The sequence below is a fragment of the Glutamicibacter sp. AOP12-B1-11 genome, from assembly GCF_052379245.1.
Classification (GTDB): Bacteria; Actinomycetota; Actinomycetes; order Actinomycetales; family Micrococcaceae; genus Glutamicibacter.
The window spans coordinates 25,953-50,479 of record NZ_JBQSYL010000021.1 but is presented as its reverse complement, the minus strand read 5'-3'; the positions used below and the strand labels follow the sequence as shown (position 1 = coordinate 50,479).

18 protein-coding genes and 1 pseudogene are annotated in these 24,527 nt (G+C 64.4%); 5 read left to right on the top strand and 14 right to left on the bottom strand.

Annotation, left to right across the window (positions count from 1 at the left end; translation table 11 throughout):
* Positions 1 to 13: 13 nt before the first annotated feature.
* The 3 genes and pseudogenes from ACT3UQ_RS13295 to ACT3UQ_RS13285 all read right to left on the bottom strand — a co-directional run.
* Positions 14 to 244: pseudogene (locus ACT3UQ_RS13295) on the bottom strand (hypothetical protein); the annotation flags it as partial.
* 69 nt (positions 245 to 313) lie between these two features.
* Complete coding sequence (locus tag ACT3UQ_RS13290; protein WP_141393582.1) at positions 314 to 1,240, bottom strand: DDE-type integrase/transposase/recombinase; 927 nt, start codon at positions 1,238 to 1,240, stop codon at positions 314 to 316.
* Between the two features lie 29 nt (positions 1,241 to 1,269).
* Positions 1,270 to 1,698: a hypothetical protein gene (locus tag ACT3UQ_RS13285; RefSeq protein WP_443438985.1), complete on the bottom strand. Its 429-nt coding sequence runs from the start codon at positions 1,696 to 1,698 to the stop codon at positions 1,270 to 1,272.
* Positions 1,699 to 1,872: 174 nt separating this feature from the next.
* Between ACT3UQ_RS13285 and ACT3UQ_RS13280 the strand changes: the two genes are divergently transcribed.
* Together ACT3UQ_RS13280 and ACT3UQ_RS13275 are read left to right on the top strand one after the other, a co-directional pair.
* Positions 1,873 to 2,127 (top strand): hypothetical protein, encoded by a 255-nt coding sequence (locus tag ACT3UQ_RS13280; RefSeq protein ID WP_096254727.1) that lies wholly within the window; start codon positions 1,873 to 1,875, stop codon positions 2,125 to 2,127.
* A 169-nt stretch (positions 2,128 to 2,296) separates the two neighbouring features.
* Positions 2,297 to 2,485: a hypothetical protein gene (locus ACT3UQ_RS13275; RefSeq protein ID WP_141393581.1), complete on the top strand. Its 189-nt coding sequence runs from the start codon at positions 2,297 to 2,299 to the stop codon at positions 2,483 to 2,485.
* 270 nt (positions 2,486 to 2,755) lie between these two features.
* Here ACT3UQ_RS13275 and ACT3UQ_RS13270 read toward each other — a convergent pair whose 3' ends face one another.
* Positions 2,756 to 3,046, bottom strand: a complete 291-nt coding sequence (locus ACT3UQ_RS13270; RefSeq protein ID WP_255248504.1) for a MerR family transcriptional regulator — start codon at positions 3,044 to 3,046, stop codon at positions 2,756 to 2,758.
* A gap of 124 nt (positions 3,047 to 3,170) precedes the next feature.
* Between ACT3UQ_RS13270 and ACT3UQ_RS13265 the strand changes: the two genes are divergently transcribed.
* Entirely contained in the window at positions 3,171 to 3,599 is a 429-nt protein-coding gene (locus ACT3UQ_RS13265) for an Hsp20/alpha crystallin family protein (protein WP_096254729.1), read from the top strand.
* Positions 3,600 to 3,949: 350 nt separating this feature from the next.
* Positions 3,950 to 4,243, top strand: coding sequence for a hypothetical protein (locus tag ACT3UQ_RS13260; protein ID WP_096287963.1), 294 nt, complete (start codon positions 3,950 to 3,952; stop codon positions 4,241 to 4,243).
* A 267-nt stretch (positions 4,244 to 4,510) separates the two neighbouring features.
* Here the strand turns inward: ACT3UQ_RS13260 and ACT3UQ_RS13255 are convergent, their stop codons facing one another.
* From ACT3UQ_RS13255 to ACT3UQ_RS13230, 6 genes are all read right to left on the bottom strand, one after another.
* On the bottom strand, positions 4,511 to 4,873 hold the full coding sequence (locus ACT3UQ_RS13255; protein ID WP_255248503.1) for an integrase catalytic region: 363 nt from the start codon (positions 4,871 to 4,873) through the stop codon (positions 4,511 to 4,513).
* Between the two features lie 415 nt (positions 4,874 to 5,288).
* Entirely contained in the window at positions 5,289 to 5,678 is a 390-nt protein-coding gene (locus ACT3UQ_RS13250) for a hypothetical protein (RefSeq protein WP_255248502.1), read from the bottom strand.
* Between the two features lie 138 nt (positions 5,679 to 5,816).
* A complete protein-coding gene (locus tag ACT3UQ_RS13245; protein WP_443438988.1) occupies positions 5,817 to 6,872 on the bottom strand; it encodes a FecCD family ABC transporter permease in 1,056 nt (351 codons plus the stop codon).
* A complete protein-coding gene (locus ACT3UQ_RS13240) occupies positions 6,859 to 7,908 on the bottom strand; it encodes a FecCD family ABC transporter permease (RefSeq protein ID WP_096254732.1) in 1,050 nt (349 codons plus the stop codon). The genes ACT3UQ_RS13245 and ACT3UQ_RS13240 overlap by 14 nt, the downstream gene beginning before the upstream one ends.
* 1 nt (position 7,909) lies before the next feature.
* Positions 7,910 to 8,764, bottom strand: a complete 855-nt coding sequence (locus ACT3UQ_RS13235) for a siderophore-interacting protein (protein WP_096287959.1) — start codon at positions 8,762 to 8,764, stop codon at positions 7,910 to 7,912.
* Between the two features lie 24 nt (positions 8,765 to 8,788).
* Positions 8,789 to 9,793 carry an ABC transporter substrate-binding protein gene (locus ACT3UQ_RS13230; RefSeq protein WP_096287957.1) on the bottom strand — a complete coding sequence of 335 codons (1,005 nt, stop codon included), beginning with the start codon at positions 9,791 to 9,793 and terminating at the stop codon, positions 8,789 to 8,791.
* A gap of 276 nt (positions 9,794 to 10,069) precedes the next feature.
* On the opposite strand from ACT3UQ_RS13230, the gene ACT3UQ_RS13225 reads away from it, so the two are divergent.
* Positions 10,070 to 10,840 (top strand): 4'-phosphopantetheinyl transferase family protein, encoded by a 771-nt coding sequence (locus ACT3UQ_RS13225; RefSeq protein ID WP_096287955.1) that lies wholly within the window; start codon positions 10,070 to 10,072, stop codon positions 10,838 to 10,840.
* A 26-nt stretch (positions 10,841 to 10,866) separates the two neighbouring features.
* Here the strand turns inward: ACT3UQ_RS13225 and entS are convergent, their stop codons facing one another.
* From entS to ACT3UQ_RS13205, 4 genes are read right to left on the bottom strand one after another with little or no spacing between them, the layout of a single operon-like run.
* Positions 10,867 to 12,225, bottom strand: coding sequence for an enterobactin transporter EntS (gene entS, locus ACT3UQ_RS13220; RefSeq protein ID WP_176484248.1), 1,359 nt, complete (start codon positions 12,223 to 12,225; stop codon positions 10,867 to 10,869).
* The gene (locus ACT3UQ_RS13215; RefSeq protein ID WP_096254737.1) at positions 12,222 to 12,416 is read right to left on the bottom strand and encodes an MbtH family protein; all 195 of its coding nucleotides are present in this window, start codon (positions 12,414 to 12,416) and stop codon (positions 12,222 to 12,224) included. Before ACT3UQ_RS13215 ends, entS begins: the two co-directional genes overlap by 4 nt.
* A gap of 49 nt (positions 12,417 to 12,465) precedes the next feature.
* Positions 12,466 to 16,491: an amino acid adenylation domain-containing protein gene (locus ACT3UQ_RS13210; protein WP_443438994.1), complete on the bottom strand. Its 4,026-nt coding sequence runs from the start codon at positions 16,489 to 16,491 to the stop codon at positions 12,466 to 12,468.
* Entirely contained in the window at positions 16,491 to 24,503 is an 8,013-nt protein-coding gene (locus tag ACT3UQ_RS13205) for a condensation domain-containing protein (RefSeq protein ID WP_444617070.1), read from the bottom strand. The genes ACT3UQ_RS13210 and ACT3UQ_RS13205 overlap by 1 nt, the downstream gene beginning before the upstream one ends.
* Between the last annotated feature and the right edge of the window lie 24 nt (positions 24,504 to 24,527).

Below are 24,527 nucleotides of genomic sequence, written 5' to 3'. Positions count from 1 at the left end.
CAGCATTGCCTTCGGTGCGGCGAGCCACCCATTTGATGGCCCTGTTGATGCCTGACCCTGTGGTGGGAAATTGTCGGGTTTCGAGTAATGCTCCATTTGAGGCGTTCACAATGGCATAGACGTGGTTGCGTACGTGAGTGTCGACACCCACGACAAATGGGTGGCTATAAGCGACGATAGACAATGCGGTTACTGTACTTTCCTGAGCTGGACTTGGTTGGTAGCCGTGAACGGCCGGTACCAGTCCGGGTAGGATCACTACGGAACAGAACTGTGACGAGTCACGCCCCCGCAAGGGCGGACAATCTTCTAATCAGGCTACCGAGGTGGGCCGGACAGGTACCGGCCGCTCCACACTCGATAAACGGACAAGTCCATAAGATGACACCTTCGGGTCAGTTGTACCATGAGTCACATCTATCAGACGGAGTGGCTGGTACCCATCCTGCCAGCCAGTCCCAGACCAGCTAGAACAAGTCTCACAGTTGTACCAAGGGACATACCCATTCAGGTAAGCCCGAGCGTCCTCAACCGAGACGAAGACTTTTGGATATCCCGGGCGATACTTCATCGTACGGAATCCCGATTCGCTGAACGGATTGTCATTAGACACATTGGGCCTGTTATGGCTCAGCCGCACATGTCGGGCCTCTAACGCGTTTTTCAGCGCGTTGGACTTCATTGCAGGCCCCGAGTCAGCGTGTACCACTTGCGGCACATCATAGTCCTTGAAGGCCTGCTCGAACATCTCCACGGCCATATGGTCCGCTTCGCGCTCCTCCACCCGGTAACCTACGATCTGCCGGGAGAAAATATCCATGATCGAATAGGCCTTGAACACGCAGTTCTTATATGGCGAATACAGATCAGTAATGTCCCAGCTCCAGATCTGTCCCGGTCCGGTGGCCTTCAAAACAGGTTTTTCCCCTCTCGTCCTGCGGTTTTGTTTCCGGGTTGGTACCTGTGGCCGCAACATCTGCTCTTCTAGCTGCGCGGCAATACGCCACCACGCGCGTCGGGAACCGAGCATGAGGCCTTCATCCCAGGCCGTGGCGAAGGAATGGTCCACAGAGTTGTCTCGAGCCCAGCCGGCAAGGATTCGCTCTTTGATGCGTTCACGATCAGCCGGGCTGATCCTAGTTGAATAAGCGCGGTCGGCTTGATGAACAGGATTCGGTGTTTTCGGTCGTGGGCTGATTCGGTAGTGCCAGGTTGAACGGGAGATCCCGGAAATTTTCAAGGCCTGGCGTTGCGAACCCGTCAGGTTCTTTAAGGTTCGGACGAGTTCGTTTTCCGCGGCGAGGAATTCTTCTGTTCGTTCGTCTTCGATGCGGCGGGCCCTTGCTCGTTCAGCGTGTGCAAGAGCCCGATAGCTTTTCCCAGGGCCTCATTGGTTCCTTCGAGCTGGCGGACACGTTCACGCAGTGCAGCGAGTTCAGCTTGCTGTTCTGCTTGTTCTTTGGCTCGTGCTGATTCTAGGGCTGAACGTTGGCTCGGGGTGGTGTTCATCCTTCCATGATCTCGTGGAACTAGGTTGCGGTCGAGGTCGCCTTCGAACACAAGGCGGTTCCATCGGTAGAACGTGGCTTTGGAGAAGGGCTGTTGTGTGAGCCAGACGGTGCGAGTGCCGTGGGGCTGGAGGTTGTACTGGTGGACGTATTCCCTGATTTCTTCGCGAGTGACGCCGATGGTGCTCATGGTGTTTCCTTCTGTCAGTGGTGGGTCTTGGATGACTCACATACAGCCTGACCGAGAGGGGAGCTAGCTTCTCCTATGAGAAACTTCAAGCTTTAGGTGGAGCTGCAGCCGCTCTAGGAGCTGAGCTGTTGGGTATTGCTGCCATTAAAACTGCGTGTACTCAGAGTGAGTTCCATGAAGAATTATATTAGGCCTGTTCTGACCCTGCTGTGCGTTGCACTTGCTGCGGTGGCGTATTTTGCCTTCAGCAACATCTTTGTTGCTTTGATTTTCGCGGCGTGTGGCGTGATGCTCTGGGCCTTTTTCGGAGAGAAGTATGATGCCTCCGTGGAGATCACGAAGAAGGTTGATCCTCGGGAACTGAAGGAATATCGCCGTCAGCATCCTGGTGCGTCCATTACTGACGCGATTCGAGCAACTCAGCCTTAGATTCTCAAAAGCTATATCCAGAGGGTGCCCCATTCACTGGGGGTACCCTCTACTCATATTTAGAGATGGAGACATCGGCTAGGCGGGTTTTTCCTTGGTGCACGGTTGGCCCGTGAAAGATATGTTTGGTGGCTCGGTCAAGATCAGGGGCTAAGCCCTCCGGGTTTCAATGGATAAACAAGTCATCAGTCCAGAAGTGCAGCATCCTGCGTTTGAACGTGCGGCTCTTCTGAAGGGGTACGAGTTAGCCCTGATTGAAGAGCTTGTGGTGTGCGCACGTGATGTGGCAAGCATTCCGTTTTGTCCAGCCTTCGCGGGCGGCGCGCTTCGCTATGACGCACTGCGTCCTGCCACATAACGCTCGTGGATTGCGGTTGGCGTAGCGGTAGCCCGGGGACTGTAGAGAGCTCGCTGTTGGACCCGATACTGGCGCAAACCACGCTCTCCTGCAAGGTAAAACACGCCAAGCGTGGATCACGCGAAGCGCGAACGAGCCGCCAGGCGACTATAGTATGCACGCAGCGTGAATAAACTGTGCGCAATTGCGTCAGCACGAAATACAACTTGCGCACAGGCAATATTGCCGTGAATACCTGCGCTGGGACAAACCCGTCTGACAGGTACGCCCCTACCGTTTCGAGAGCCTTGCGCGCAAAAGGCGGTTCTCCTCTTCCAAGATCAGCACTCTCTCTATTCCAGCCAAATTCAACCCCTCACCAAGCAGCTCAACTATCCTTCCAATACGCGCCAAATCCACCCGCGAGTACTTTCGAGTACCTCCGTTGGTGCGCCGAGGAACCACCAACCCCCGTGACTCATAGAGCCTCAACGACTGCACACTCAACCCGACCGTACCCGCCGCATAGGAGATCGAATAGTTATCTTCACCTGGTAGGGCATGAGCTTTAGAAATTTCCAAAAAATTGATCTTTCTTCTTGCGCCATCTGATATTCATGTGATATAAAATCTACATCATTGGAGATAGATTTTGGATCTGGCTCCAAGTGCACCATCAGCAACATTGCCGAGGAAAGGAAGAACAATGATGATGCAAAATGATGTCCTGCGCGATTTCGACCGACTGGTCCAGCGGACTTTCAACACCCAGCTCAGCCCCGAACGCGTCAATGCCATGCCCATGGATGCGTGGCGCGACGAACAAGGATTCCACGCGGAAATCGATCTCCCAGGAATTGACCCGGAATCCATCGACGTGGCCATTGAACGCAACGTCATGACCATCAGAGCTCAACGTCCTAAGCCTGAAGGACGTCGCAACGTCTTGGGCAATGAACGAGTGTGGGGTCATTTCAGCCGGGAATTCATCCTTGGAGAGCACCTGGACACGGAGAACATCAGCGCGAACTACGCCGACGGGGTACTGAGTTTGGACATTGGTCTGGCCGAGTCAGCCAAGCCGCGGAAGATCAAGATTCTGCGCGGAAAGTCCACGAAGTCCATTACCAGGTAGAGCTGATGGAACAGTGCCATGGAAACGTTGCTCGTTTACCTGGAAGAACTGCTCGCTGAGGACGATAGGGACTTCTTAGCACAGCTCAGTGATCGGCTCGACCAGTTCATAGTACGGCGAAGCGTTGCGGACTAGGTTCGGCTTCAGACCGGTCGAGTAGCAGGAACATGATACCTAGCTGGTACCACCGGCAGTTCGGCTATCGCACTCAGGTGCTGACCTTCAGATTCCCAGAAAAGAACAGATCCCCACCCATAGGGCCACCATACTCGGTAGCGGCAGTGGGTCGAACGGGCCGGTGCCCAGCTTTAGGGCTGAGCACCGGCCCGAGAGCTTAGGAGCGTGAAAAAGTGAACGGATCACTACTCAGTATTCACCTGTCTGACGAACAGGCCACGGAACTGCAAAACGCTTTGTGCAGTCGTCGAGACCATTACGTGGAGTTGATCAACGGCCCAGGAACAGAAACCAGTGCTGCACGTCCAAAGGTCGAAAGGTACTGGAAGGGAAAGGTGCAGGACATCCAAACGCTGATCGACTCGATCAGCGTTCCCCTTTATGGGGCGCAAGAGAATGCGTCTATCTCTGCTCGCACCTCTAAGAGTGCAGAAGCGCTGCCAAACATTTATGAAGCGCCCGATTGAGGATTACGAGCTATCAAGCATTTGAAGCCTTGGAAGATGCCAGTAGCAGCATGAGCAGTCGACCATATTACGCTGCTGGCCCGTGTAGATGGCCTGAGCGATTGGAAATATAAGGCCGCCTGACCTTGAGGCAAGCCGCTAGTTTTCCGCTGACTAGTGAATTCATCACAATTGGTTCCATCGCAACGGGGCCTTGCCGCCAATCAGCTCATGATGGGGACCCGCCTTGCCTCATGTCAATATGCTTACGAAAATTAACCCCGTGCCTCAACTAAATTGCTCGCCAAACTCACTACTAGTTCCATTGCTACGGAACTTAGAGCGGGCAATTAGCTGCCCCTGAATCTCCGCGATCCGCCTGGTGAGCGCCGGATTTAAAGAATACTCGCGCGCTGCGAGCTCTGCCGTATGCCTTTCATCCATAGCCTTCAGCTCGATAATCCGTTGATAAGCGGTACGCGGAGCATTATGCGTCCGCTTTCTGCGCCCTGACCTCGCGGTGCCATACCCGCTGGCGTTCACCATGGGCAACAAATGGTTCTTCCGCTGGTCAACCAACACCCAAGGCTCATTGAGTAACGCCATTTCTTCCCGCGTTTCATACCGGAACCTGAAAGCGTGCTTGCGCACCCAACCACTATTTCATTGCTCCACATGCACATTATCGTTGTGCTTATACGGTCTGGCCCGCGTCAGCGCGAGGTGGTTCGTTTCGGCTCATTCAATGAATGGCACATTGATAAATCCGCCGCTGTTATCGAAGTCGAACCCTGTCACCGGACACGGCAAACCAGCTACAAGGCTCTGGATGCCGGCCATCACATTGCAGTAGGCGCGGTTCTTCACCGCAATAATCACCGTCCAGCCAGCGAATACGTCGGTGAGCGTGACGGAGTACAGATATTCGCCTTAGAGGTTATGCTCGCAGTGCGACAGTATCGACTTCAAAGAATCCGGGTTCTTGCTCCATTGGAGTACCTGAGCAGCGGACTTTAATTTCCGAGCGGAGCATTGAGCCGGCCTTAGTCGCGGAAAGAGACAATGGCTATCTAGCATCGAGAAACTGCTTCGGATGGCGATTCATCGTGGCAGCTGACATGCACTGCAGTTCCGCTTTCACCTCGTCGGTGAGTAGCACGGAGAGTTTTCCGAATTCATCGAAGCGTTCACGGCATTTGATGTCCTCGGAGATTGTTGCGGCGAGGTATTTGCCGCAAGGATCCCCGCAGAGCGGCCAGATGCGTTCCAGGATCCTGAAGGACGCCAGTTGATACTCGCTGGCCCTGCGCCGCGGGACGGTGTAGGTATCTAGCCGGTGATCCGTTGGTGTTCTGCGCTCAGACGGTGTCTGGTGTTGGCTCTGGATCAGCCGGTGGGCGCGCGGAGATAGTCCAGAAGAATTCCCTTTTCGCGTTTCGTGGCTTTGGCGAAGCATTTGATGATTTGATGTCGAGTGTTCATTCAGAGTCCTTATTTCATCACTTCAGCAGAACCCTTTGCTCGTTGGAACGCCAGAGTTTTCGCGAGCAGAAGTAAATGAGGCATGGGCTTCGTGTGGCGCTTTGATGAGGGGTCAACGCGCCCCCTTACGCGAAAGCACCAGCAGGATCCACACCAAGAACGGCGCGCCGGCAATGGAGGTGACCAGACCGACCGGCAGCAGCACCGGAAACAGGTTCTGTCCGATCAAATCCGCCAGCAGCATCAGCACCACACCGGTCAGCGCCGCCCTTCCGGGCGTGGGATGGGTCGTCCCGAACATTCGCTGGGCCAGCTGTGGGGCGACGAAGGCGATGAAACCCACTGGACCAGCGACCGACACCGTGGCGCCGGCAAGTAGCACCGACAGGGCCAGCATCAGCAGGCTCGCGGCACGCACCGGCAAACCCAGGGCCGCGGCCGCGTCGTCGCCCAGTGCCAGAACATCCAGCCACCGAGCGCACAGCCCGATTAGCGCGGCGCCTGCCACGAGGACCACCAGCGCCACCGGGGAGAGCAGGCCCCAGGTGGCCAGCGACAGGCTTCCGGTAAGCCAGACCATGGCGCTATTTAGGTCCGGCAGCTCCGCACGCAGTAGTAGCCAGCTGACCCCGGCACCCAGTCCAGCGTTCACTCCCAGCCCCACCAGCACCAACCGGAAGGAGCTGATGCCACCGCGGTAGGAAACGGCCAGGACGACCGCCCCGGCCAGCAGGGCGCCCAGTGTCGCCGACAGCGGCAGCCGCCATGGGCCCAGCAGGAGGATGGCGGGCACGGCGTTGGAGCCGACGATGGAGGCGACGGCACCAAGGCTGGCGCCCGAGGTCACCCCAATAATATCGGGACTGGCCAGCACATTGCGCAGTACCGCCTGGGTGACCGCACCGGAGATACCGAAGCCAACGCCCACCACGATCGCGGCTAGGGCACGCGGACCCCGCAGGTCGCGCACCAAGAACATGGTTCCCGAATCGGCTTGGCCACTGATCACGAGCCACCACAGGCGCAGGTCTAACCCCAGCCCCAGTGCGTTGACCAGCAGCAGCAGCCCGGCGGCGGATAACACGCCCCAGCACAGCAAGGAGCGCCAATGCAGACCGGTGGCGCGCACCGCCGGAGCCGCCGGACGGATGAACTCAGAGACTGTCAACGGCTCTCCTCATGCGCGGGCTGCGCGCGATCAGAATAAACAGGGGTGCGCCGAGAATAGCCAGCATGATGCCCACGCTCAGCTCGCCGGTGGGCAGCACCAGCCGGCCTGCGGTATCGGCCAGCAGCATGATAGCTCCGCCCAGGGCTCCGGAGAGCCACACCGCGCCAGGTAGCCCGCCAGGTGCAATCCGCTTGGCCAGGTGCGGGGCCGCGAGACCGAGAAAGGCAATGGCTCCCATCGAGGCGGTCGCCGCTGAGGCAAGCACTACCACGGCGAGCAGGCCTACGAGCCGGTCCCGGATGACGTTGCGCCCCAAGCTGGAAGCCACATCGTCGCCCAGCGCCAGCGCGTCAAGCGAGGAAGTATTCAGGACGGTGAGCAGCAGCCCAAGGGCCAGCCACGGGCCCACGTCCCAGAGCACGGAGGCGTCGCGTCCGGACAACGAACCGACGGTCCAGTAGCGGAAGCGGTCCATGGTGACCTTATCCAACAGCACGACGGCGCTGGAGACGGCATTCAACACTCCGGTGATGATGCTGCCGGCCAGAATCAGGCTGGTGGCGGCGTTGGCGAGCCGAATGCGCGCGGCCAGGCCGAGCACCATCGAGCCGGCAACTAGCCCCCCGAGCAGGCCGAAGACGGTGTATTGCGCGGGCGAAACAAGGTGGAACACGCTGATGGCCAGAACCACCCCTGCGGCCGCTCCTGAGCTTACGCCGAGCAGGCCCGGATCGGCCAGCGGGTTACGCGTGTGCGCCTGGCACAAGGCTCCGGCCACGCCCAGTGAGATGCCGCAGACCAGGCCGAGCACGGTGCGCGGCACTCGCAGAGCCATAACCGAGGCGTTGGCTTCAACGAGGTTTCCCTGCTGACCGCGCAGGTAGGCCAGGACATCGACTGCCGGTACCGGCTGGGAACCGTAGAGCAGGCTAGCGGCGACGGCAAGCAGCAAAGCCACGGCGCAGGCGACGAAGACCGGCAAGCCTTTGCGGGCCGGCCGGTCCACCGCCAGGTCGCGCAGACCGGCGCTCATGCTAGTCCTCGTCGTGATGGTGGTCGTGGTCTGTCTGGCCCCGGCGCCAGTAGCCGTCGACATCCCAGTTCTCGCGGTCCAGCCCCAGATCGTTCTTCAGGTAGCGACGCAACGGCTTAATGGACATCGACTCGCCGGCCACCCAAATGAAGCCCTCCCCCTGGGGCAGTTGCTGGGCTTTCACGGCCTGCACCAGCAAATCGGTTCTTCCTGCCGGGGACGAGCCGCGATGCAGCCAGCTGACCTGCAATTGTGCTCGGCTGTCCAGTACGATCTCATCGGCCGCGTCGTTGACCTCGATGAAGGCGAAAACCTTCGCCTCGGCGCGCAGGCCTGAAACCCATCGGGCCAACGCCGGCAGGGCGGTTTCGTCCGCGGCCAGCACATACCAGTCGAAGACGTCCTTCACCCGGAAGGAGCCACGCGGGCCGAGCAGGGCCAGTTGCTCGCCGGGTTGCGCGGTGCCCGCCCAGCGTCCGGCGACTCCGTGCTCATGCAGTACGAAATCCAGGTCCATCCATCCAGCCGCCGGGTCGGCATCCCGGATGGTGTAGTCTCGGCTGGTCATTGAGCGTCCATCAATCCACCGGTCGCCCACCACCGTGGGCAGCACGGCACGGCCTTGCTCATCGCGGTCAAAGAATACCTTGACGTGGTCTTCGGCTGCGACACTGCGAAGCGACTTCAGGTCCTCGCCGACTACGCGGATGCGCACCATGCGTGCTCCCAGCGGCTCCACCGATTCGACGGTCACTAGCCGGGGCACGAGCGGATGCGTATACGTGGCGTTCTTGGGATTTTCTTCGTCCGGTGCGATGAGTTCGCCGGAAGCCGGATCATGGGTCGTGATAATCATGGATAGGTCCTTTGGACTTGGGGACTAGAGGCTCTTGAGTGATTCTTCGATCTGCTCGGCCACACGCAGGGCGGCGCCATAGTTGTCTGGGAAGAAATGGGTCAGACCGAAGGCGTGCTTGTCCTTGAGCGCTGACAGCGAGGTCCAGGTAGCTTGTCCTTCGAGGGTGTCAAGCGCGTCGGAAGCACCGTCGGTGTACTGCGGGTAGTAGATCACCGTGGCGTCGTCGATCTTGGAGAGTTGCTCAAAGGAAAGAAACACGCCATTTTCGGCTTCTTCGTTCTTGACCGCCTCGACGGCCGGCGCCCCCAGATCATCCAGGACCTTGCCAATCCAGGAAATCTTGGAGTAAACAGTGACCTCCTCGTAGGCGTCCACGGCCGCGAAAGCATTCTCCGACAGCTGCTTGGCGTAATCGGACTTCATCTGGGCGATCTTGTCCTCGTAAGCCTTCTTTTGCACTTGGGCCTGCTCGCCGTTGCCCAGAATTTCGGCCATAGCCACCGAGGCGTCGCGGGTACCGGCAGAACCGTTGGTGCGGATCAGCACGGTGGGTGCGATGGCGTTGAGCTTTTCGAATTCGGCTTTCTTCTCGGAGCTCAGTTCCTCCGAAGCATCGTCACCGCCGCGGATGAAGCCGATCATCATGTCGGGCTTCAACTCAACGAGATGCTCGTAGTCCCATCCATCCGGGGTAAGAATAGACGGAAGCTTTTCCACGGCGTCGAAATCTGCCGCGTTGCCGAAGGAATCGTCGAAGGTGTCGCCGGCGGTGGCCAGCGGCGTCAGGCCGGCCTCAACGGCAGGCACGGAACCGCCTTCCAACGCCACCACTTGTTGCGGGTCTGACGGGATACTGACCTTTCCGAACGCGGTATCAACGATGACAGTGCCGTCAACATTCTGCGCTGCCGCGGTGGCGGAAGTACCGCTCTCGCCGTTGGCATTGGAACTGGCGGCACAGCCAGTGGCGAGCAAGGACAGAGACAAGGCCATAGCGGCCCAGCGGGCGCGTGGAGTGAATTTCATGTGCGAGTACCTTCGGAGTCGTCGAGTCTAGCGAAAACTTCGGTGACTGAGCAGATCACCTCGGCCAACGTTATCATAGGCTCACCTTACTCAAAAACGTTCTACTGTGTGTTCGTAATTATTCATCTTTATTGACCCGGTCCTGTCGACCGAAGCCCCACGGCCCAAGCGGTCGCGATTTGGCGCGTTGGATTCGGCGCGCTGGAAGTGGCATGGAAAGAGAATCAGTCGCGTGAGCCGTACCCGATGCGGCAGAATCCGCCGTAGGCTGGAGGTGTGGAACCCGCAGAACATCTCCGCCCCGCCCCGCAGCCCGCTGCACATCTGAGCTATCTCACCGCCACGGTCGACGAGGTCCGGGTCAAGGTCGCCGAGCTGGGGGGCTATGCGCAATTGCTAGGCCCCGAAGCGACCAAGGCCGGCACCTTCAAAGACCCTGCCGATGCCGCGGCGCTGCTCGCGTCCAGGGCGTTGCTGCGTCTGCTGCTGGCCCGGAAACTGCACGTCGATCCCCGCGCTTCACGTTTACTGCAACTTACCCGCCACTGCCCGAAGTGCGGCGTCGCAGACCACGGCCAACCGCGCCACCCGCAGCGCGCCGTATCGCTGTCCCGTACCAGGGAGCTGGCTATGGCGGCCGTGGCGCCTGCCGATGTCCTGCTGGGCGTCGATGTGGAACGTGGGCCGGGGCTGCACCCTCCGGGAGTATTCCCCGGGTTCGATGATGCGGTACTTTCTCCCGGCGAGCGCACCGCAGCGGGTGCCGCGGTGCGCCCCGACGCTCTGCGCTTGACCTTGTTCTCAGCTAAGGAGGCCCTGCTCAAGGCGGCGGGGGTGGGGCTGGCTGTTGACCCGGCCAGTTTCCAGGTTTCCACCGGCCCGCTGGGCCCGCCCGCTCGGTGGTCCCAGGTACACACGCCCGGCGTGGAATCCGGCCCGGTGTACCTGCAGCCAGTGGACGTCGGCCACGGGCATGTGGCTTCACTGGCCTGCACCGCGCCCCTGCCGGTCGAGCGGTTAGAAACCTGGCAACTGCTCGGTTCATGAACGTCAGGGACGACGCCGGAGCAGGCCTATGGGCCGTCAGCGCCCCGGAAGCTGGGATCAGCTTCCGGGACAATGATCTCTTCCGGCGTTTCGGACTCGATCCGGAGTGCGCGCAATTCGCGAGCACTCAATACCACCACGGCGCTGAGGCCGGCGGCTAGCGCGCCGCCTGCAGCGATCGCTCCGCCTGGTCCTAACACCTTGGCCAGCAACGAGAGTAAGGGCCCGCCCAAGGTATCACCCACGGTACCTTGGGCGCTCCATACGGCGCTGACCCGGCCGAGCAACCGGTCCGGGGTGCGCCCGACGATAATCGCATAACGGAATATCTCGGCCAGCACATCCCCCACGCCAGTCAAGGCCATGGCTGCCAGGGCCAATGGCAGCGAACTGGTCAGGCCCAGGGCCAGCACGCCCAGGCTGGAAGCGCACAGTACCACCAGCAGCACTCGGCCTGCGGGCCGCACCCGTCCGGTCCAGCCGCTGCTCAGCGAGGCGAGCAAGGCTCCGGCTGCCGGTGCTGAATACAGCAAGCCGGCGGCTTCAGGTCCCAGCCCCAGCTGGCGCTCGGCGAACTCCGGAATCAGCACGTACGGCGAGGCGCACAGCAGCTGGATGAACCCCAGCAGCATGATCGGGCCAACCACCCGGTCGCGCGCTACATATGCCATGCCCTCACGGGTATCGGCCCATGCCTGCGCGCAGGTGCGACGAATGGCACCGAGTGTTCCGGCCTGCCGGATCTGCGGATCAGCCGCTGCCTGTTCGTCGATGCCCGGCTGCAGTTCAGGCAGTCCCCAGAGCAGGGCCATGCTGGCCAGACTCGCGGCGATGACCCAGAGATACAGCCAGCCCGGGCCGATCACTGCGTATAGCAGGCCGCCCAGGGCGGGGGTGAGCACCATGCCCAAATCCATGCTGATCGCCATGAGCGCACTCGCGGCCGGGAGCTGGATCGGTTCCACCGTGCGTGGCACCGTGGCGGACAGTGCGGTGGCGCTGATGCCTCCAGCCAGCCCATCCACGGCCGCGGCCACGTGGAATGCGGCCAGCATCGGCTCAGCGGCAAAGGCATTAACTGCCAGGAGCGCGAAGCCGGCTATGGCTGAACCGCGGGCCGCCAGGATGATCTTGCGACGGTCCAACCGGTCCGCCATCAGGCCGCCGGACAGTGCCCCCGCGAAGCCGGCCAGGCCCATGACGGTTGCGACCAGGGCGACGTGGACGGACGAACCGGTCAGGGCATAAACCTGTAACGGAATCGCAGTGCTCAGCACGCCGATCCCCGCGATGGATACCAGACGCCCCCAAAAAATCAGGGTGAACGCTCTGCTGCTGCGCAGCGGACCCAGGTCGATTGAATGGCGGCGCAGCCACCGGATCACTGGGCGGATTCCCGCGGTGTGATATCAGTCCAGTGTTCCTGGACGTAGTTATTGGCCGCGTCCAGCTCGGACGGGCCGAATACCTGTGTCCAGCCGGCCGGGACCTGCGCGAAGTCGGGCCAGAGGCTGTGCTGATTCAACTGGTTGACCAGGACGAGGAAACTGCCGTCGGTTCGGTCGAAGGGATTCATGGTTTTGCTCCTTGTGCTATATGGAAAGTCAGGTAGGTCTGTTGACGGGTCAGCTGCCGGTGTGCCCGGCTTCGGTGCGGGCCAGGTCTTCGCGTAGCTGCGGCCCGACGATGCTCAGTGCTGCCGGGCTGGTCATCTCATGGTGCCCAGCCTCGATCAGCTGCTGGGCGAAGGGCCCGGCACTGTACTCGGACCAGCCGGCTGCGGTACGTGCCGGATCGCTGGCGACCACCCCATGGCGGCTCATCGTCGCGGTATACAGTCGGGTGTCCGCTCGGACCCGGTCGTAACGGGCACCGGGCAGCACTCCGACGCTATAGCCATAGGAGTCCATGATTGCCTCCAGCTTGTCGCTGGCGAAGTGGCTCCAGACTCCCTCGGCCTCTGCCAGAAACTCCAGCACATCCGCGCGCTGGTACGGGCTCCTGAGCCACTGGGGTAGCTCGCGCAGCGCCCCGGCCAGCAGAAAGTTCAGTGCTTCCTGCTCCAGCTCGGCGGCGTCCTCCGGGGCCGGTCCTTGGACGGGGTTCACGGTGACCGGGTCCGCATCAAGCAGCGAGAGCGTGAGCACCTGTTCCCCGTCCTTCTCCAGCGCACCGGCCACCATATGCGCCAGGTGTGCTCCGAAAGACCAGCCCAGCAGGTGGTACGGGCCGTGCGGATGGCGATTGCGGATCGCCTGCACCATGGAATCGCGCAACGCAGCCATGTCCTGCGGGGCCGGCCCAGTGAACCTCGGAGACTGCAACGCAATGATTTCGCGTCCACGGCCCAGATGCCCGGCCAACCCGGCGTAGCTCCAGCCCAGGCCACCGGCCGGGTGGAAGCAGTACAGCGGGGCGCCGGCCCCGCTGCCGCCAGCAAGCGGCAGTACCAGGTCGAAGGAGGAATCGGTGCCGGCGGACAGTTTGGAGGCCAGCAGTTCCACGGTGGGCGCCGCTGCCAGAGTGCCCACCGTCAGCGTCGTCTCGAAGCGCGAGCGCAGTAGCGAAACGGCACGCATGGCCTTGAGCGAATCCCCGCCCAGCAAGTAGAAGTCATCCTCCCCGTGCACCGAGTCCACGCCGAGTACGGCGCAGAACACCTCGGCTACCGCGGTCTGCGCGCCGCCAGACGGCGCCCTGCCCGCGATCGGGGCAGGAAGCGGCAGCGCGGCCACATCCAGCTTCGTGTTCGGGGTTAGCGGCAGCTTGCCGAGCAGCACCAGGTGGCTCGGGACCATGTAGTCCGGCAGCTCGCGGCGGGCCCTGGCCCGCACTGCGTCCACCAGCCCGGCGCGGTCCTCCTCGGTGTCCGCACCGGCGGCGGGTACCAGATATCCGATCAACGCCATGTGGCCCTGCGTCATCTGTCGAGCCAGCACTGCGCAGGAGCCGACGCGCGGATCCGCGGCGATCACCGCCTGTACTTCCCCCGGCTCGATGCGGTAGCCGCGGATCTTGATCTGGGCATCGGAGCGGCCGTGGAAGTGCAGCGCCCTGGAAGAATCGCGCGAGACAACATCCCCGGTGCGGTACATCAGCGTGCCCGGGGTGCCATAGGGGTTGGCTACGAAGCGGGAGGCGGTCAGTGCAGCGCGTCCCACGTAGCCATATGCCAGCCCGTCTCCAGCCAAGTACAGTTCGCCGGGCGCGCCCTCAGCGACCGGACACAGCGCGCTGTCCAGCACGTAAGCTTCGGTGTTTTCGATGGGCCCGCCGACCACCGGCACAGCACTGCTATCGGTGCCGGCGCCCAGGGCGTTGATGGTGTATTCGGTGGGGCCATAGAGATTGTAGCCCTCGGACACGGGGTCCGCGCGCAGTGCATCCCAGACCTCGGCTCCCACCGCTTCTCCGCCCAATAACACCAATGCCGGATGGTGCTTCCCGGCTTGGAGCAGCCCCTCGGCCAGCAGCGCCGAGGCAACTGAAGGAGTCACATTAATGACGTCCACGCAATGCTCACGTAGGTAGCTAACCATCTGCGCTGCATCGCGGCGCAGCGCCTCATTCAGCACGTGCACGGTGTGCCCTTCGATGAGCCAGAACAGCTCTTCCCAAGACATGTCGAAGGCAAAGGACACGGTATGCGCGACAACCAGCGGGCGGTCCGGCACCCGAGCGATAGCCGGGTCGAAGATCTCGCGTCGGTGGTTGGCCAGCATGTTGACCAAGCCCCGGTGCGGTACGGACACACCCTTGGGCTCGCCGGTGGAGCCTGACGTGAACATCAGGTAGGCGCTGTCCGCGTGCGAGTAGTCCGGATAAAGCTGAGCAGCTCCTGCATGGCCGGCGACCACGGCATCATCTAGCACCATGACCCGGGTTCCGCAGGCGGCGAGCTTCTCCGTGTCCCTCCATGAGCCCGGCTCCAGCAGTACCGCATCGGCACGTGCGGTGGCGAACATCTTCGCGGCACGGGCATCCGGGTAGGCCTCATCCAGGGGAATGTAGGCCGCTCCGACAGCCATCACTGCGAAGATGGCGGCCACGAACCGGTTCCCGCGCGGCAGGCCTAATCCCACCGTGGAGCCCGGGCCCAGGCCCTGGGCACGCAGCCAGCCGGCGATCGAGCAGACCTCGGCCCACAGCTCGGCGTACGTGAGGGTGTGCGCCCCATCGATCAGCGCAGGACGCTGCGGGTGGGCAGCAGCGGTGCGTTCCAGCAATGCGACCAGTGAATCCTCGCCCAGCTGCCGTGCGGTACCGGCCAGCCCAGAGGACTGCGGCTCGCCCTCGACCGCGGCCAGCACGGTACCCAACGGGGACTGCGCATGGTCAGCCAGCGCGGCCAGGGTGGCGATGACCGATTCCATCAGGCAGCCCGCGGCCGCGGCCGAGAACTGCTCTCCCTGATAAGCCAGAATCAACCGATAGATGTCGGCAGGATGCACGATGAAGGTCAGCGGGTAGTGAGTGGCGTCCCCGCCCTCGATCTCCACCAGCCCGGTGTCTGTGCTGAGCCTGTCCAGCGCCGCGTCGTCCTCCGGGGTATTGCGCATGACGTAGAGGGTATCGAATAGGGTGCCGATGCCGGCATCCTGCTGGATCGTGGACAGTCCGACGAATTGGGCCTGCAGGCTCTCACCCTGGCGGGTCTGCACCTGGCGCAGCAGCGCATCCACCCGGGTGTGCGGATCCAGCTCAGTGACCACCGGGACGGTATTCAGGAACAAACCAATCATCTCATCCACCCCTGCCAGCTCCGGAGGCCGGCCGGAGACCGTGGAGCCGAAGACTACGGTGTCCTGGCCGGTGAGCCGGCGCAGCGCCAGCGACCAGCCCAGGGAATAAACGGTGTTGATCGACACCTTAGCGGTGCGGGCCAGCGCGATCAGCGCCTCGGTCAGCCCGTCGGGCAGGTCCATCTCAACGACCTCGGGCAGCACTGCGGAACGTGCTGACGCTTCCGGAGCGACCAGGGTGCCGTCGTTAAGACCAGCCAGCAGGTTGCGCCACACGCCCCGGGCGGCCTCGGCATCCTGTTCGGCCAGCCACTGGAGGTAGCTGCGGAACGGGGTCGGCTCGCCCAGGGTATCGTCCCGGCCTCCGGCACGGTAGTGCCGCAGCAGCTCGGTGACCAGCAGTGCGTCGGACCAGCCGTCGATCAAGATGTGATGGTTGGTGACCACCAAGGCGCCCCCCTCGACTCCCAGATCGGCATAGGCGAAGCGGATCAGCGGTGGACGGCTCATCTCAAACTTCGTTTGGCGCTCATCGACCTGCAGTCGTTCGAGCCCGCGAACGGCTTGCGGGTCTGCCGATAGGTCCAACTGGCGCCAGGGCAGTGGAAGGAAAGCGGGGATGAACTGCACGGGAGTGTCGAACTGTTCATGAGCGAAGCCGGCGCGCAGAATCGGATGACGCTCGAGCAAGGTGGCGCAGGCTTGGCGCAGTGCGGGCACGTCCACCGGCCCGGCGAAGCGGTAGGTGGACTGCATGGTGTATACGTCCAGGGCCTCCGGGTCGGCCAGCGCGTGGAAGAGCAGCCCGTTCTGCAACGGGGCCAGCGGCAGCACATCGATGATCTCCGGTTCGGCCTGTTCGGCGTCCTGGATATTGGTGTTCCGGGCCTCGGTAGTTGGCGTGGTCACTAGTTTCCCTTCAACAAATTGGTCAGCGAGGCCATCGAGGCCCCGTCAAGCGTGATCATGGGTTTGACGGCGTCCGCCGCCGGCGCAGAAGCCGCGGGAGCTTTCCCTGGATCCCCGGCAGTATTAGCGACGGCCGTGGCGGCAGGTGCGATACGTTGCACCACGGCGGCCAGATTGGCGGCGATCGGGTTGGCGAAGACCTGGGAGATCGTTGCCTTGTAGCCAGCCTTGCGCAGGGCGGTCAGCAGGGACATGGCGGCCATGGAGTCGCCTCCGGCGGCAAAGAAGTCGCTGTCAGTGCCGCCTACGGGCAGGCGCAGCACCTGCCCGTAGGCGGCGGTCACCGCGTTCATGGCTGCTGCGTCCGCGCCGTGCGCTGCGGCATGCCGGGCACCCGCCGAGGTCAGGGCCTCGCGCGCCGCAGCCAGCCGAGTGGACAGCAGGCGGCGCAGCACCGGCAACGCGGTGCCCAGGGCCAGGCACTCCAAGGCCACGACCAAGGCGGAGAGCACCTGACGGGCGACGGATTCGGGTATTTCAGTGCCGAATTCCATTTCGACTTCCATGAGGTCGCCCACCGAGACACTGACCGATAGCGGGTATTCGGTGGCGTCCTCAGAGTGGATCTCGCCCAGGCGCGGGGCACCGTCCGGGGTGTTGCCCTCGGCTTGCGGATAGTTCTCCACGACCAGCAAGGTGTCGAACAGGGTGCCGAGGCCCAGGGCGCCGGTGATCTTCGACAGCGGCACTCCGGCCGATTCAACGATCCGCTGGCCAGCTGCGTGGGCGGCTCTCAACAACGCCTTGGAATCCTTTTGTTCCAAGTTCATGGCCACCGGCAGGGTGTCGATGAACATGCCCGGCAGCTCGGACATGCCCGGCACGTCGATGGCGCGGCCGGAGCTGACCGTGCCATAAACCGGAACGTCCGTGTCCAACAGTGCGCCGAGCACCAGCGCCCAAGCGGCATTCGCCGCGTCAGCCACCGTGGCCGAGGCCTTGCGGGCGCGATTGGCCAGAGCCTTGTGCACGTGGGCGCCGAGCTCAACACCGATCATCGTAGGCAGCGCGGTATTCTCCGGATCGCGGTGGCGTAATACGTGGCCCGGACGGTCCCCCGTCAACACCCGGCCCCATTGCGCGACCCGGGCCTGGTCGTCGCGCGAGACCAGTGAACGGGCGAAAGCGTCATAGCCACTACCGGCAGGGGCTACCGGCTTCGGGGCCGGGGCGCCCCCAGCGGCTCGCGCGTAGTTTTCGAACAACTCATCCACCAGCGGCGGGATGGACCAGCCATCGAGCAGCAAATGGTGGTTGGCCAGGATCAGCTGGCTGTGCGGCTCACCGGTTTCCGGGTGCTCTCCAAAATCGACCAGTTCCAGCCGCAGCAGCGGACCGGTTTCCACGTCGAAGCCGCGGACCAGGTGCTCGGCGCGGACCGCCTGTGCGACCTGTTGCCGGGACTTCAGGTCCAGCCCGTGGCTGCGGCGCACGGCCACCTGCGGGGTGAGCCCGGCCAGCGGGACGAACACCGGTGCGCCGTCTTCCGGCCAGTACACGGTGGATCGCAACTGCGGGTGTACCGCGGCCAGCGCGGCCGCTGCGCTCCGCAGCGTCGTCGGGTCCACCGGACCGAACAGCTCCAGAGCGGTCAGCGACAGGTAGGTGTCGTTCGGGGCGGAGGCTGCGTGCACGGCCATGGCCTGCTGCACCCCGGTCAGCGGCCAGACGCCCTGGGCTGCGGGGCGTTCAACTAGCAGCCGCGAGGTTTCCGCGGCTGCCATCCCCACGATGTCGTGCAGGGCGCCGGTGGTGCCAATGGCCAGCGGGTCTATCCCGGACAAGGCGACCAGCGCGGATCGTGCGGCATCCGGAAGACCGCGACCGGCGGCGTTGGCTGCGGCCAGCTGCCAGCGCAGCACCAGGTGCGGGCCGTCCACGGCCTCGGTGACGTAGCCGTTCAGTTCCACCGGGTGGGTGGCGGGCAGCGCCCGATGCAGTCCCAGCTCGCTTTCCAGTGCGGCGGCGTCCGCCGCCGGCTGCCACGGGCCTTCGGACACGGCCTCACGCCCCAGGTAATTGACCAGAAGCTGGGCGCTGGCAGCGTCCGCCGCGGCGGCCAGTTGGTCGCCGGCAGGACCGGCAAGGTGGCGCAGCATCCCGTAGCTGGCTGTATCTGTTGGCAGTGTGGCAGATGCGGCGCGTGCCGCACGCACCCAGGCTTCGGGTGCCAACCTCTGGGTGCCGCCGGTTGCCGCGGCGGACAGGCGCAGCGGCCAGGTGGCGGTGAACCACCCCACGGTGCTGCCGACTTCCACCGTGTCGCGGGCGTCGCTGAATTGGACGCCCGCCGGGCGTCCATGGCCTTCGGCCTCCAACAGCACGCTGGTACCGGCTTCCAGCGTGCCTACTACCGCGGCGTGTAGCACGGTGTCCATGCCGCAGCCCTCGCCCAGCGCAAGCAGTCTGCGCGTGGTCTCTGCATCCAAGGTGTGCACAACCTCCTGCGTGTCGGCCACTGTTCCCAGCTGCAGGGAATCCGAGTACCGCATCTGTGCCAGTTCCCCTGCATCCAGCACGGACAGCCAGCGCTTGGTCAGCGTTTGGTCAGCGGCCAGGGTCTGTGCTGCCTCATGCGAGGCGGCAGCCCAGGCGCGGAGGTTGGCGGAGGCGGCCGGTAGGTTCCGGGAGCCCTGGACCAGTCGGCGCAGATCCTCGGTCAGCAGGCGCCAGGAGTAGATGTCCACGGCAACGTGATGCACGGCCAGCGCAAGCACGCCGTAGCCGGACTCAGCCGGGCGATACACGGCTGCCGCCACGCGGCCCGACCGCTCATCCAGTTCCCGGCAGGCGGTGCGCAAAACCTCGGAGAACTGCCGCTCACCGGAGTCGGCGGCCAGCGTGGTCAGTGGCAGTGCCGCGTCGGGCAGCACCGCGGCTCCGGAACCGTCTACCCGCAGGCGCAGGGCCGGGTGGCGTTCGGCCAAGATGGTCAGCGCCCGTTGCAGACTGGTCGCCTGGACGCCAGCGGGCACGTTGAGCACACGCAGCTGCTGGAAGCCACTGCCGTCCGCCCCGGTGCCTGCCAGCAGTTCGCGGTACCACGCCAAGGCCGGGGTGTCCTCCAATGCCCCGTCGGCGGCCAGCTCGGCCACCCGGGTCGGAGAAGCCTCGGCGGCGGCCGCGGCCAGCGCGGCAGCAGTCGGATTGCGATAGATCTCTCCCAGCGAAAGGACCAGTCCGCGGGCGCGCAGCGCGCCGACCAGCGCGATGACGGCCATGGAGTCCGCCCCCAGCGCGAAGATGTCCCGAGACGGGTCCACCGAGTCCAGCCGGAGTACCTCTGCAACGGCCTGGGCAGCCAGCGCGATGCGCGTAGCCTGCGCAACGGTGGACACGACAACCGAAGAATTTTCGGCGTCAACCGAGGCAGGCCCGGCAAAATCGGATTCGGTTCTTGCAGCTTCAACCAGCCGCGCGGAGAGCATCTCCAGACCCAGCTGCTCGGGTTGTAGCTGGATGCCGTCGGACAGTGCGGCCAGCGCGGTGCGCACGGCCTGGGCCAGCGCTGCCGCGGCTAGCAGATCTCCGCCGGCCAGCTCGACTTCCAGAGCTACCTCTTCCCCCGGGGTCAGCGTCAGGCACACCGGGTAGTTGGTGCCGTCCTCGCCTCCGAGCGCAGTGACCTCAAGACCGGAAACGCCCGTTTCCCCGCGTTGCGGGTAGTTTTCCACAACCAGCAAGGTGTCGAAGGGTTCGGCTCCGAGCACCGACTTGATCCGGCCCATACCCAGGTGGGCTGCACGAGCCAACGCGGTGTTTTGTCGGCGGGCCTCATCCAGCAGCTCCGTGCAGGGGGCTCCTGGACGTGGCTGCAGACGCACCGGGGCGGTGGTGATGAACATGCCGATCATCTCATCGATGCCCGGAACTTCCGCATCGCGGCCGGAACGGGTGGCTCCCAGCGCTACGTCAGCTGTGCCGATTACCGTGGCCAAAACGGTGGCCCAGGCGGCCTGGGCGGCGTCGGCCAGGGTATGCCCCGAAGCACGAAGCGCGGCAGAAAGCTCCGCGGTGGGCTGCGCCTGAAGGTAGGCGGTGGCGCTCACGGTGCCTTCGCCAGCGCGGGTCAGCGCGGCCAGCGCAGTGGGTGCGCCGAAGCCGGCGAACTCGCTACGCCAGGCATCCTCCAGCTCCCGGGAGCTGGTTTCCAACTGGGCCAGCCACTGAAGGTACCCGGTCATCGGGCGCGGTTCGGACAACCCGCCGCCAGCCAGCAGGGTGTTCAGTTCGCCGGTGAGCAGCGCGGTGGACCATCCATCCACCAGCAGATGGTGCAGGCAGAGGACAAGTTCCCAGGCGCTGTCCGCGGTGCGCAGCAGCTTTCCGCTGGCCAGTGGTCCGGTAGCCAGGTCCATCGGCTCTGCGCGCAGGGCTGCCTCGACCCGGCCCACCGCGGCGGACACATCGGGCTCGGACCGCAAATCTGCGGCCTGCAGCTTCCAGCGCATCCGGTCCAGGATAGCCAGGCGCGGGGCGGGCAGGTCGTGCTGGAAGATCACGCCGCGCAGCTGGGGGTGACGTGCGGCCAGCGCATCCAGTGCGTGGGCGATCTGCGCGGCACCGGGCAACGAGGCTTCGTCCGCGGCGGCTATGCGCCAGCGCGTGGTGGTCTGATACGTTCCGTCGGTTTCGCGCTCGTGGTGCAATACCATGCCCAGCTGGGTGGGGGTCAGTTCCCACACGTCTACCACGTTGGCGCCCAAGCTGGCCGCCCGGGCGGCCAGCACTGCGGCGCGTTCGGCGCCCAGGGCGGCCAGCCGGCCGGTGGCGTCGGTGCTATCGGGCGCGGCCTCAGGCTGCCGCGCTTCAAGTTCGCGGGCGATGCCCGCCAGCGTCCCGGCGGCCAGCAACTTCGCCACGGAGTAGCCGTAGCCCTCACGGTGCAGCCCGGCAATGACTTGGATCGCGGCGATCGAGTCCCCTCCCAGTGCCATGAATCGCTCCCCCGGATCCGGTGCGCAGGACAGGCCCAGCACGCGAGTGACCACCGCGGTCACCGCGGCCAGTTCGGCGCCCGGCGCCTCCGCGGCTACGCCGGATTCCGCCGGCGCAGCCGCGGAGGCACCGCCGAAGTCCGGGGCAGGCAGGGCACGGGTATCCAGTTTGCCGCTACCGGTCACCGGCAGCGACTTCAGCAGCACCACCGCGGCGGGCACCATCACACGCGGCAGCTTGAGGGCGCAGGCGGTGCGCAAGTCGGCGGCCAGCCGCGGATCGCCCACGGCGGCCGGGTCAGCCGGGACCACCCAGGCCGCGAGACGTTCTCCCAGCCGCGGGTCCTCGACCTTCAGCACCACGGCACGGCGTACGGAGTGCTGGCCGGTCAGGAAGGACTCGATTTCTCCGGGCTCGATGCGCACGCCGTGCAAGGAGATCTGTGCGTCGGTGCGGCCGAGCAGCGCCAGCTGCCCGTCCGGACGCCGGACCGCGGCATCGCCGGTGCGGTACAGGCGCTCCCCCGGGGCGAAAGGGTGGGCGGTGAAACGAGCGGCGGTCAGCGCACTGCGCGAAAGGTAGCCGTCGGCCAGCTGCGGACCGGCCAGATAGAGTTCGCCCACGGTGCCCGGGGCGACCCGGCGCAGCAGGGAATCCAGGACCAGCGCCCCGGTGGCGCCTACAGGTCGGCCGACCACCGGTTGCTGCGCGTCAGTCACGGCGGCGGCAAGTGCATCCACGGTGGCTTCGGTGGGGCCGTACAGGTTGTAGACGGCGGAACCGGACTCGCGGGCCAGCTGTCCCATGCGCCGCCACAGCGCGGCGGGGAAGCTCTCGCCGCCGGCCACGCAGATTTCCGGCAGTCTGGTCATCGCTGCGCTGGAGATTACCGCATTCCACAGGGTCGGGGTGAAGTCCAGGTAGGCGATGCGGTGCGCGTCGACGTAGTCGGCCAACGCGAACGGGTCCAGGTACTCGTCCTCGGTCAGCAGATGCAGGGTATGCCCGGTGAACAACGCCAGGAAGGCATCCCAGTGTGCGTCAAAGTGGAAGGCGGAGGTGTGCGCCACCTGCAGGGTGCGATCCGTCGGGTAGAGCTCGCGCTGCTGGCGGGCGGCTAGGTGGGCCAATGCGCGGTGAGGCACGGCCACGCCCTTGGGCTCGCCGGTGGATCCGGAGGTGAACACGATGGCGGCGGTAGCCGCTGCCTGCGCGGCGAACGGCGCCGGGGCCGAGCACGATCCCATCCCGGTGGCGCGCAGACCCTCGCCATCCCAGATCAACGCCGGGATGGCGAGGTCTAGCGCGCGCTCGACGCGGGCGGCGGGCCATCCGTTGTCCAGCACCATCAGGGTCACGGCGCTGCGCAGCGCCGCCAGGTGAGCCACCACGATATCGATCCCGCGCGGCAACCGCACGGCCAAGGTCCGGTGGCCGGTGGCGACTGCCAGCAGTCCGGCCAGACGATCCGCGGTGTCCCTTGCCAACGCATCGAGCTCCGCGTAGGTGTAGCTCATGCCGCCGACGACCAAGGCGGTGCCTTGCGGTGCGGCGGCGACCTGGCGGGCAAAGAGCTCGGGCAACAGTGGCTGAGGCCCGGCGTAGTCGCGGGCGGAGGTCTCAAAGCCGGTGACCTCGGCCGGGTCCATGAGCTCGACGTCGGCGATGCGGGACTCGGCGTCCAAGGCCAGTGCGGTGAGCCCGCGGACCAGGGCCTCTGCCAAAGTGGCTGCCACGTGCGCGGGGACTCGCCCATCGTATTCCAGTTCGAGGTGCCAGCTGTCCCCTGCACGCACGTGCACGTTGACCGGATAGTGGCTGGAATCGCCGGTGGCCTTCAGCGTGGCCTCCAGCTCATTCAGCGCGAAGTGACCCCGAGCGCCAATGGCTTCGAAACTGAGCAGCGACCACGCCAACTCGCCGGTTCCGGACAGGGCGCGCTCAATGCCCGGCACGCCAAGGTGCTGGTGCTCCAGGCTGCGGTTCCACCACTGCTGCTGGCGCACCGCGGCGCCCAGCAGGGTCTGCCCAGGCTGGTAGTCGCCGGCGGCGAGCACGGTCTCGGTGAGCATGCCGCAGACGGTGTCTGCGTCCGGGCGGGAGGGATCGCGCAGGGCCACGGGCAGGGCGAAGATGTTGCCGGTGGTACCGGCCGCGAAGTCCGCGGCCAGGGCCCAGGCGGTCCGCAGCGCGGTAGCGGGCGTGAATCCATGGGTCCGGGCGGCGGCGTTCAGTGCGGCGACGGTGGAGCTGGGAAGCTCACGGGTTTCGCTCGCCTGGCTGGTGCCGGCCAGCGCTTGCGCGCCCAGGAAATGCGGGCGCTGCCCGGTTTCGGCATGGGCCAGGCTCTCGGCAAAAAATGTGGCAGCGGCCTCTCGATCCGCGGAGGCGATCCAGCCCAGGTGGTCGGCGTAACTGCCAGTGGCGGCGGGCAGGTCGGCCGGGGCCGAGGCGCCGCGTACGGCGGCCAGCTCTCGCAGCCACTGGCCCAGCAGCAGCGGCATGGACCAGCCATCAAGGACAAGATGATGCGCAGTGATGACCAACTCATGGGACTTGGACGATTCCGAGACCAGGGCGAAACGCAGCAGCGGAGGCTCCTGCAGGTCGAACCCGGCCGCGATCTGCGCGCTTGCCAGGGCCTCGACCTCCAGCCCGGTGGTGAATGCCCGGGCGGCCAGCTCCTCGTCCCACGGCTCTACGAAGGAGACCGGGTCCCCAATCTCGTCCAGCAGGAAGCCTGCACGCAGGTTTTCCACCCGGCGTAGCAGACTCATCGTGGCGGCGCGGGCCTCGTCCGGGTCCAACGGTCCTGTCAGCTGGACCCGGCTCTGACCGACGTAGGGGTCGGTTGCCTGCGGATGGTCCTGGAGCATCAGCGTGTGGGCCACCAGGCCGCGCTGCAATGCGGTGGTAGGCCACCAAACCAGCTGGGCATCTCGTGGGGCGGGCGCCGGCCCGGTGTCGGGCAGGCCGTGGGAATTTTCGACGTCTTGTCGGGTCAGTTCGATCATGGGGTCCTTTGGGCTGCGGTTTAT

Excerpts from the sequence above, each read along its gene's own strand:
- ACT3UQ_RS13285 (WP_443438985.1), bottom strand. The coding sequence starts at position 1,698 with ATGAGCACCATCGGCGTCACTCGCGAAGAAATCAGGGAATACGTCCAC.
- ACT3UQ_RS13280 (WP_096254727.1), top strand. The coding sequence starts at position 1,873 with ATGAAGAATTATATTAGGCCTGTTCTGACCCTGCTGTGCGTTGCACTT.
- ACT3UQ_RS13275 (WP_141393581.1), top strand. The coding sequence starts at position 2,297 with ATGGATAAACAAGTCATCAGTCCAGAAGTGCAGCATCCTGCGTTTGAA.
- ACT3UQ_RS13265 (WP_096254729.1), top strand. The coding sequence starts at position 3,171 with ATGATGATGCAAAATGATGTCCTGCGCGATTTCGACCGACTGGTCCAG.
- ACT3UQ_RS13250 (WP_255248502.1), bottom strand. The coding sequence starts at position 5,678 with ATGCTTCGCCAAAGCCACGAAACGCGAAAAGGGAATTCTTCTGGACTA.
- ACT3UQ_RS13240 (WP_096254732.1), bottom strand. The coding sequence starts at position 7,908 with ATGAGCGCCGGTCTGCGCGACCTGGCGGTGGACCGGCCGGCCCGCAAA.
- ACT3UQ_RS13235 (WP_096287959.1), bottom strand. The coding sequence starts at position 8,764 with ATGATTATCACGACCCATGATCCGGCTTCCGGCGAACTCATCGCACCG.
- ACT3UQ_RS13230 (WP_096287957.1), bottom strand. The coding sequence starts at position 9,793 with ATGAAATTCACTCCACGCGCCCGCTGGGCCGCTATGGCCTTGTCTCTG.
- ACT3UQ_RS13215 (WP_096254737.1), bottom strand. The coding sequence starts at position 12,416 with ATGAATCCCTTCGACCGAACCGACGGCAGTTTCCTCGTCCTGGTCAAC.
- ACT3UQ_RS13205 (WP_444617070.1), bottom strand. The coding sequence starts at position 24,503 with ATGATCGAACTGACCCGACAAGACGTCGAAAATTCCCACGGCCTGCCC.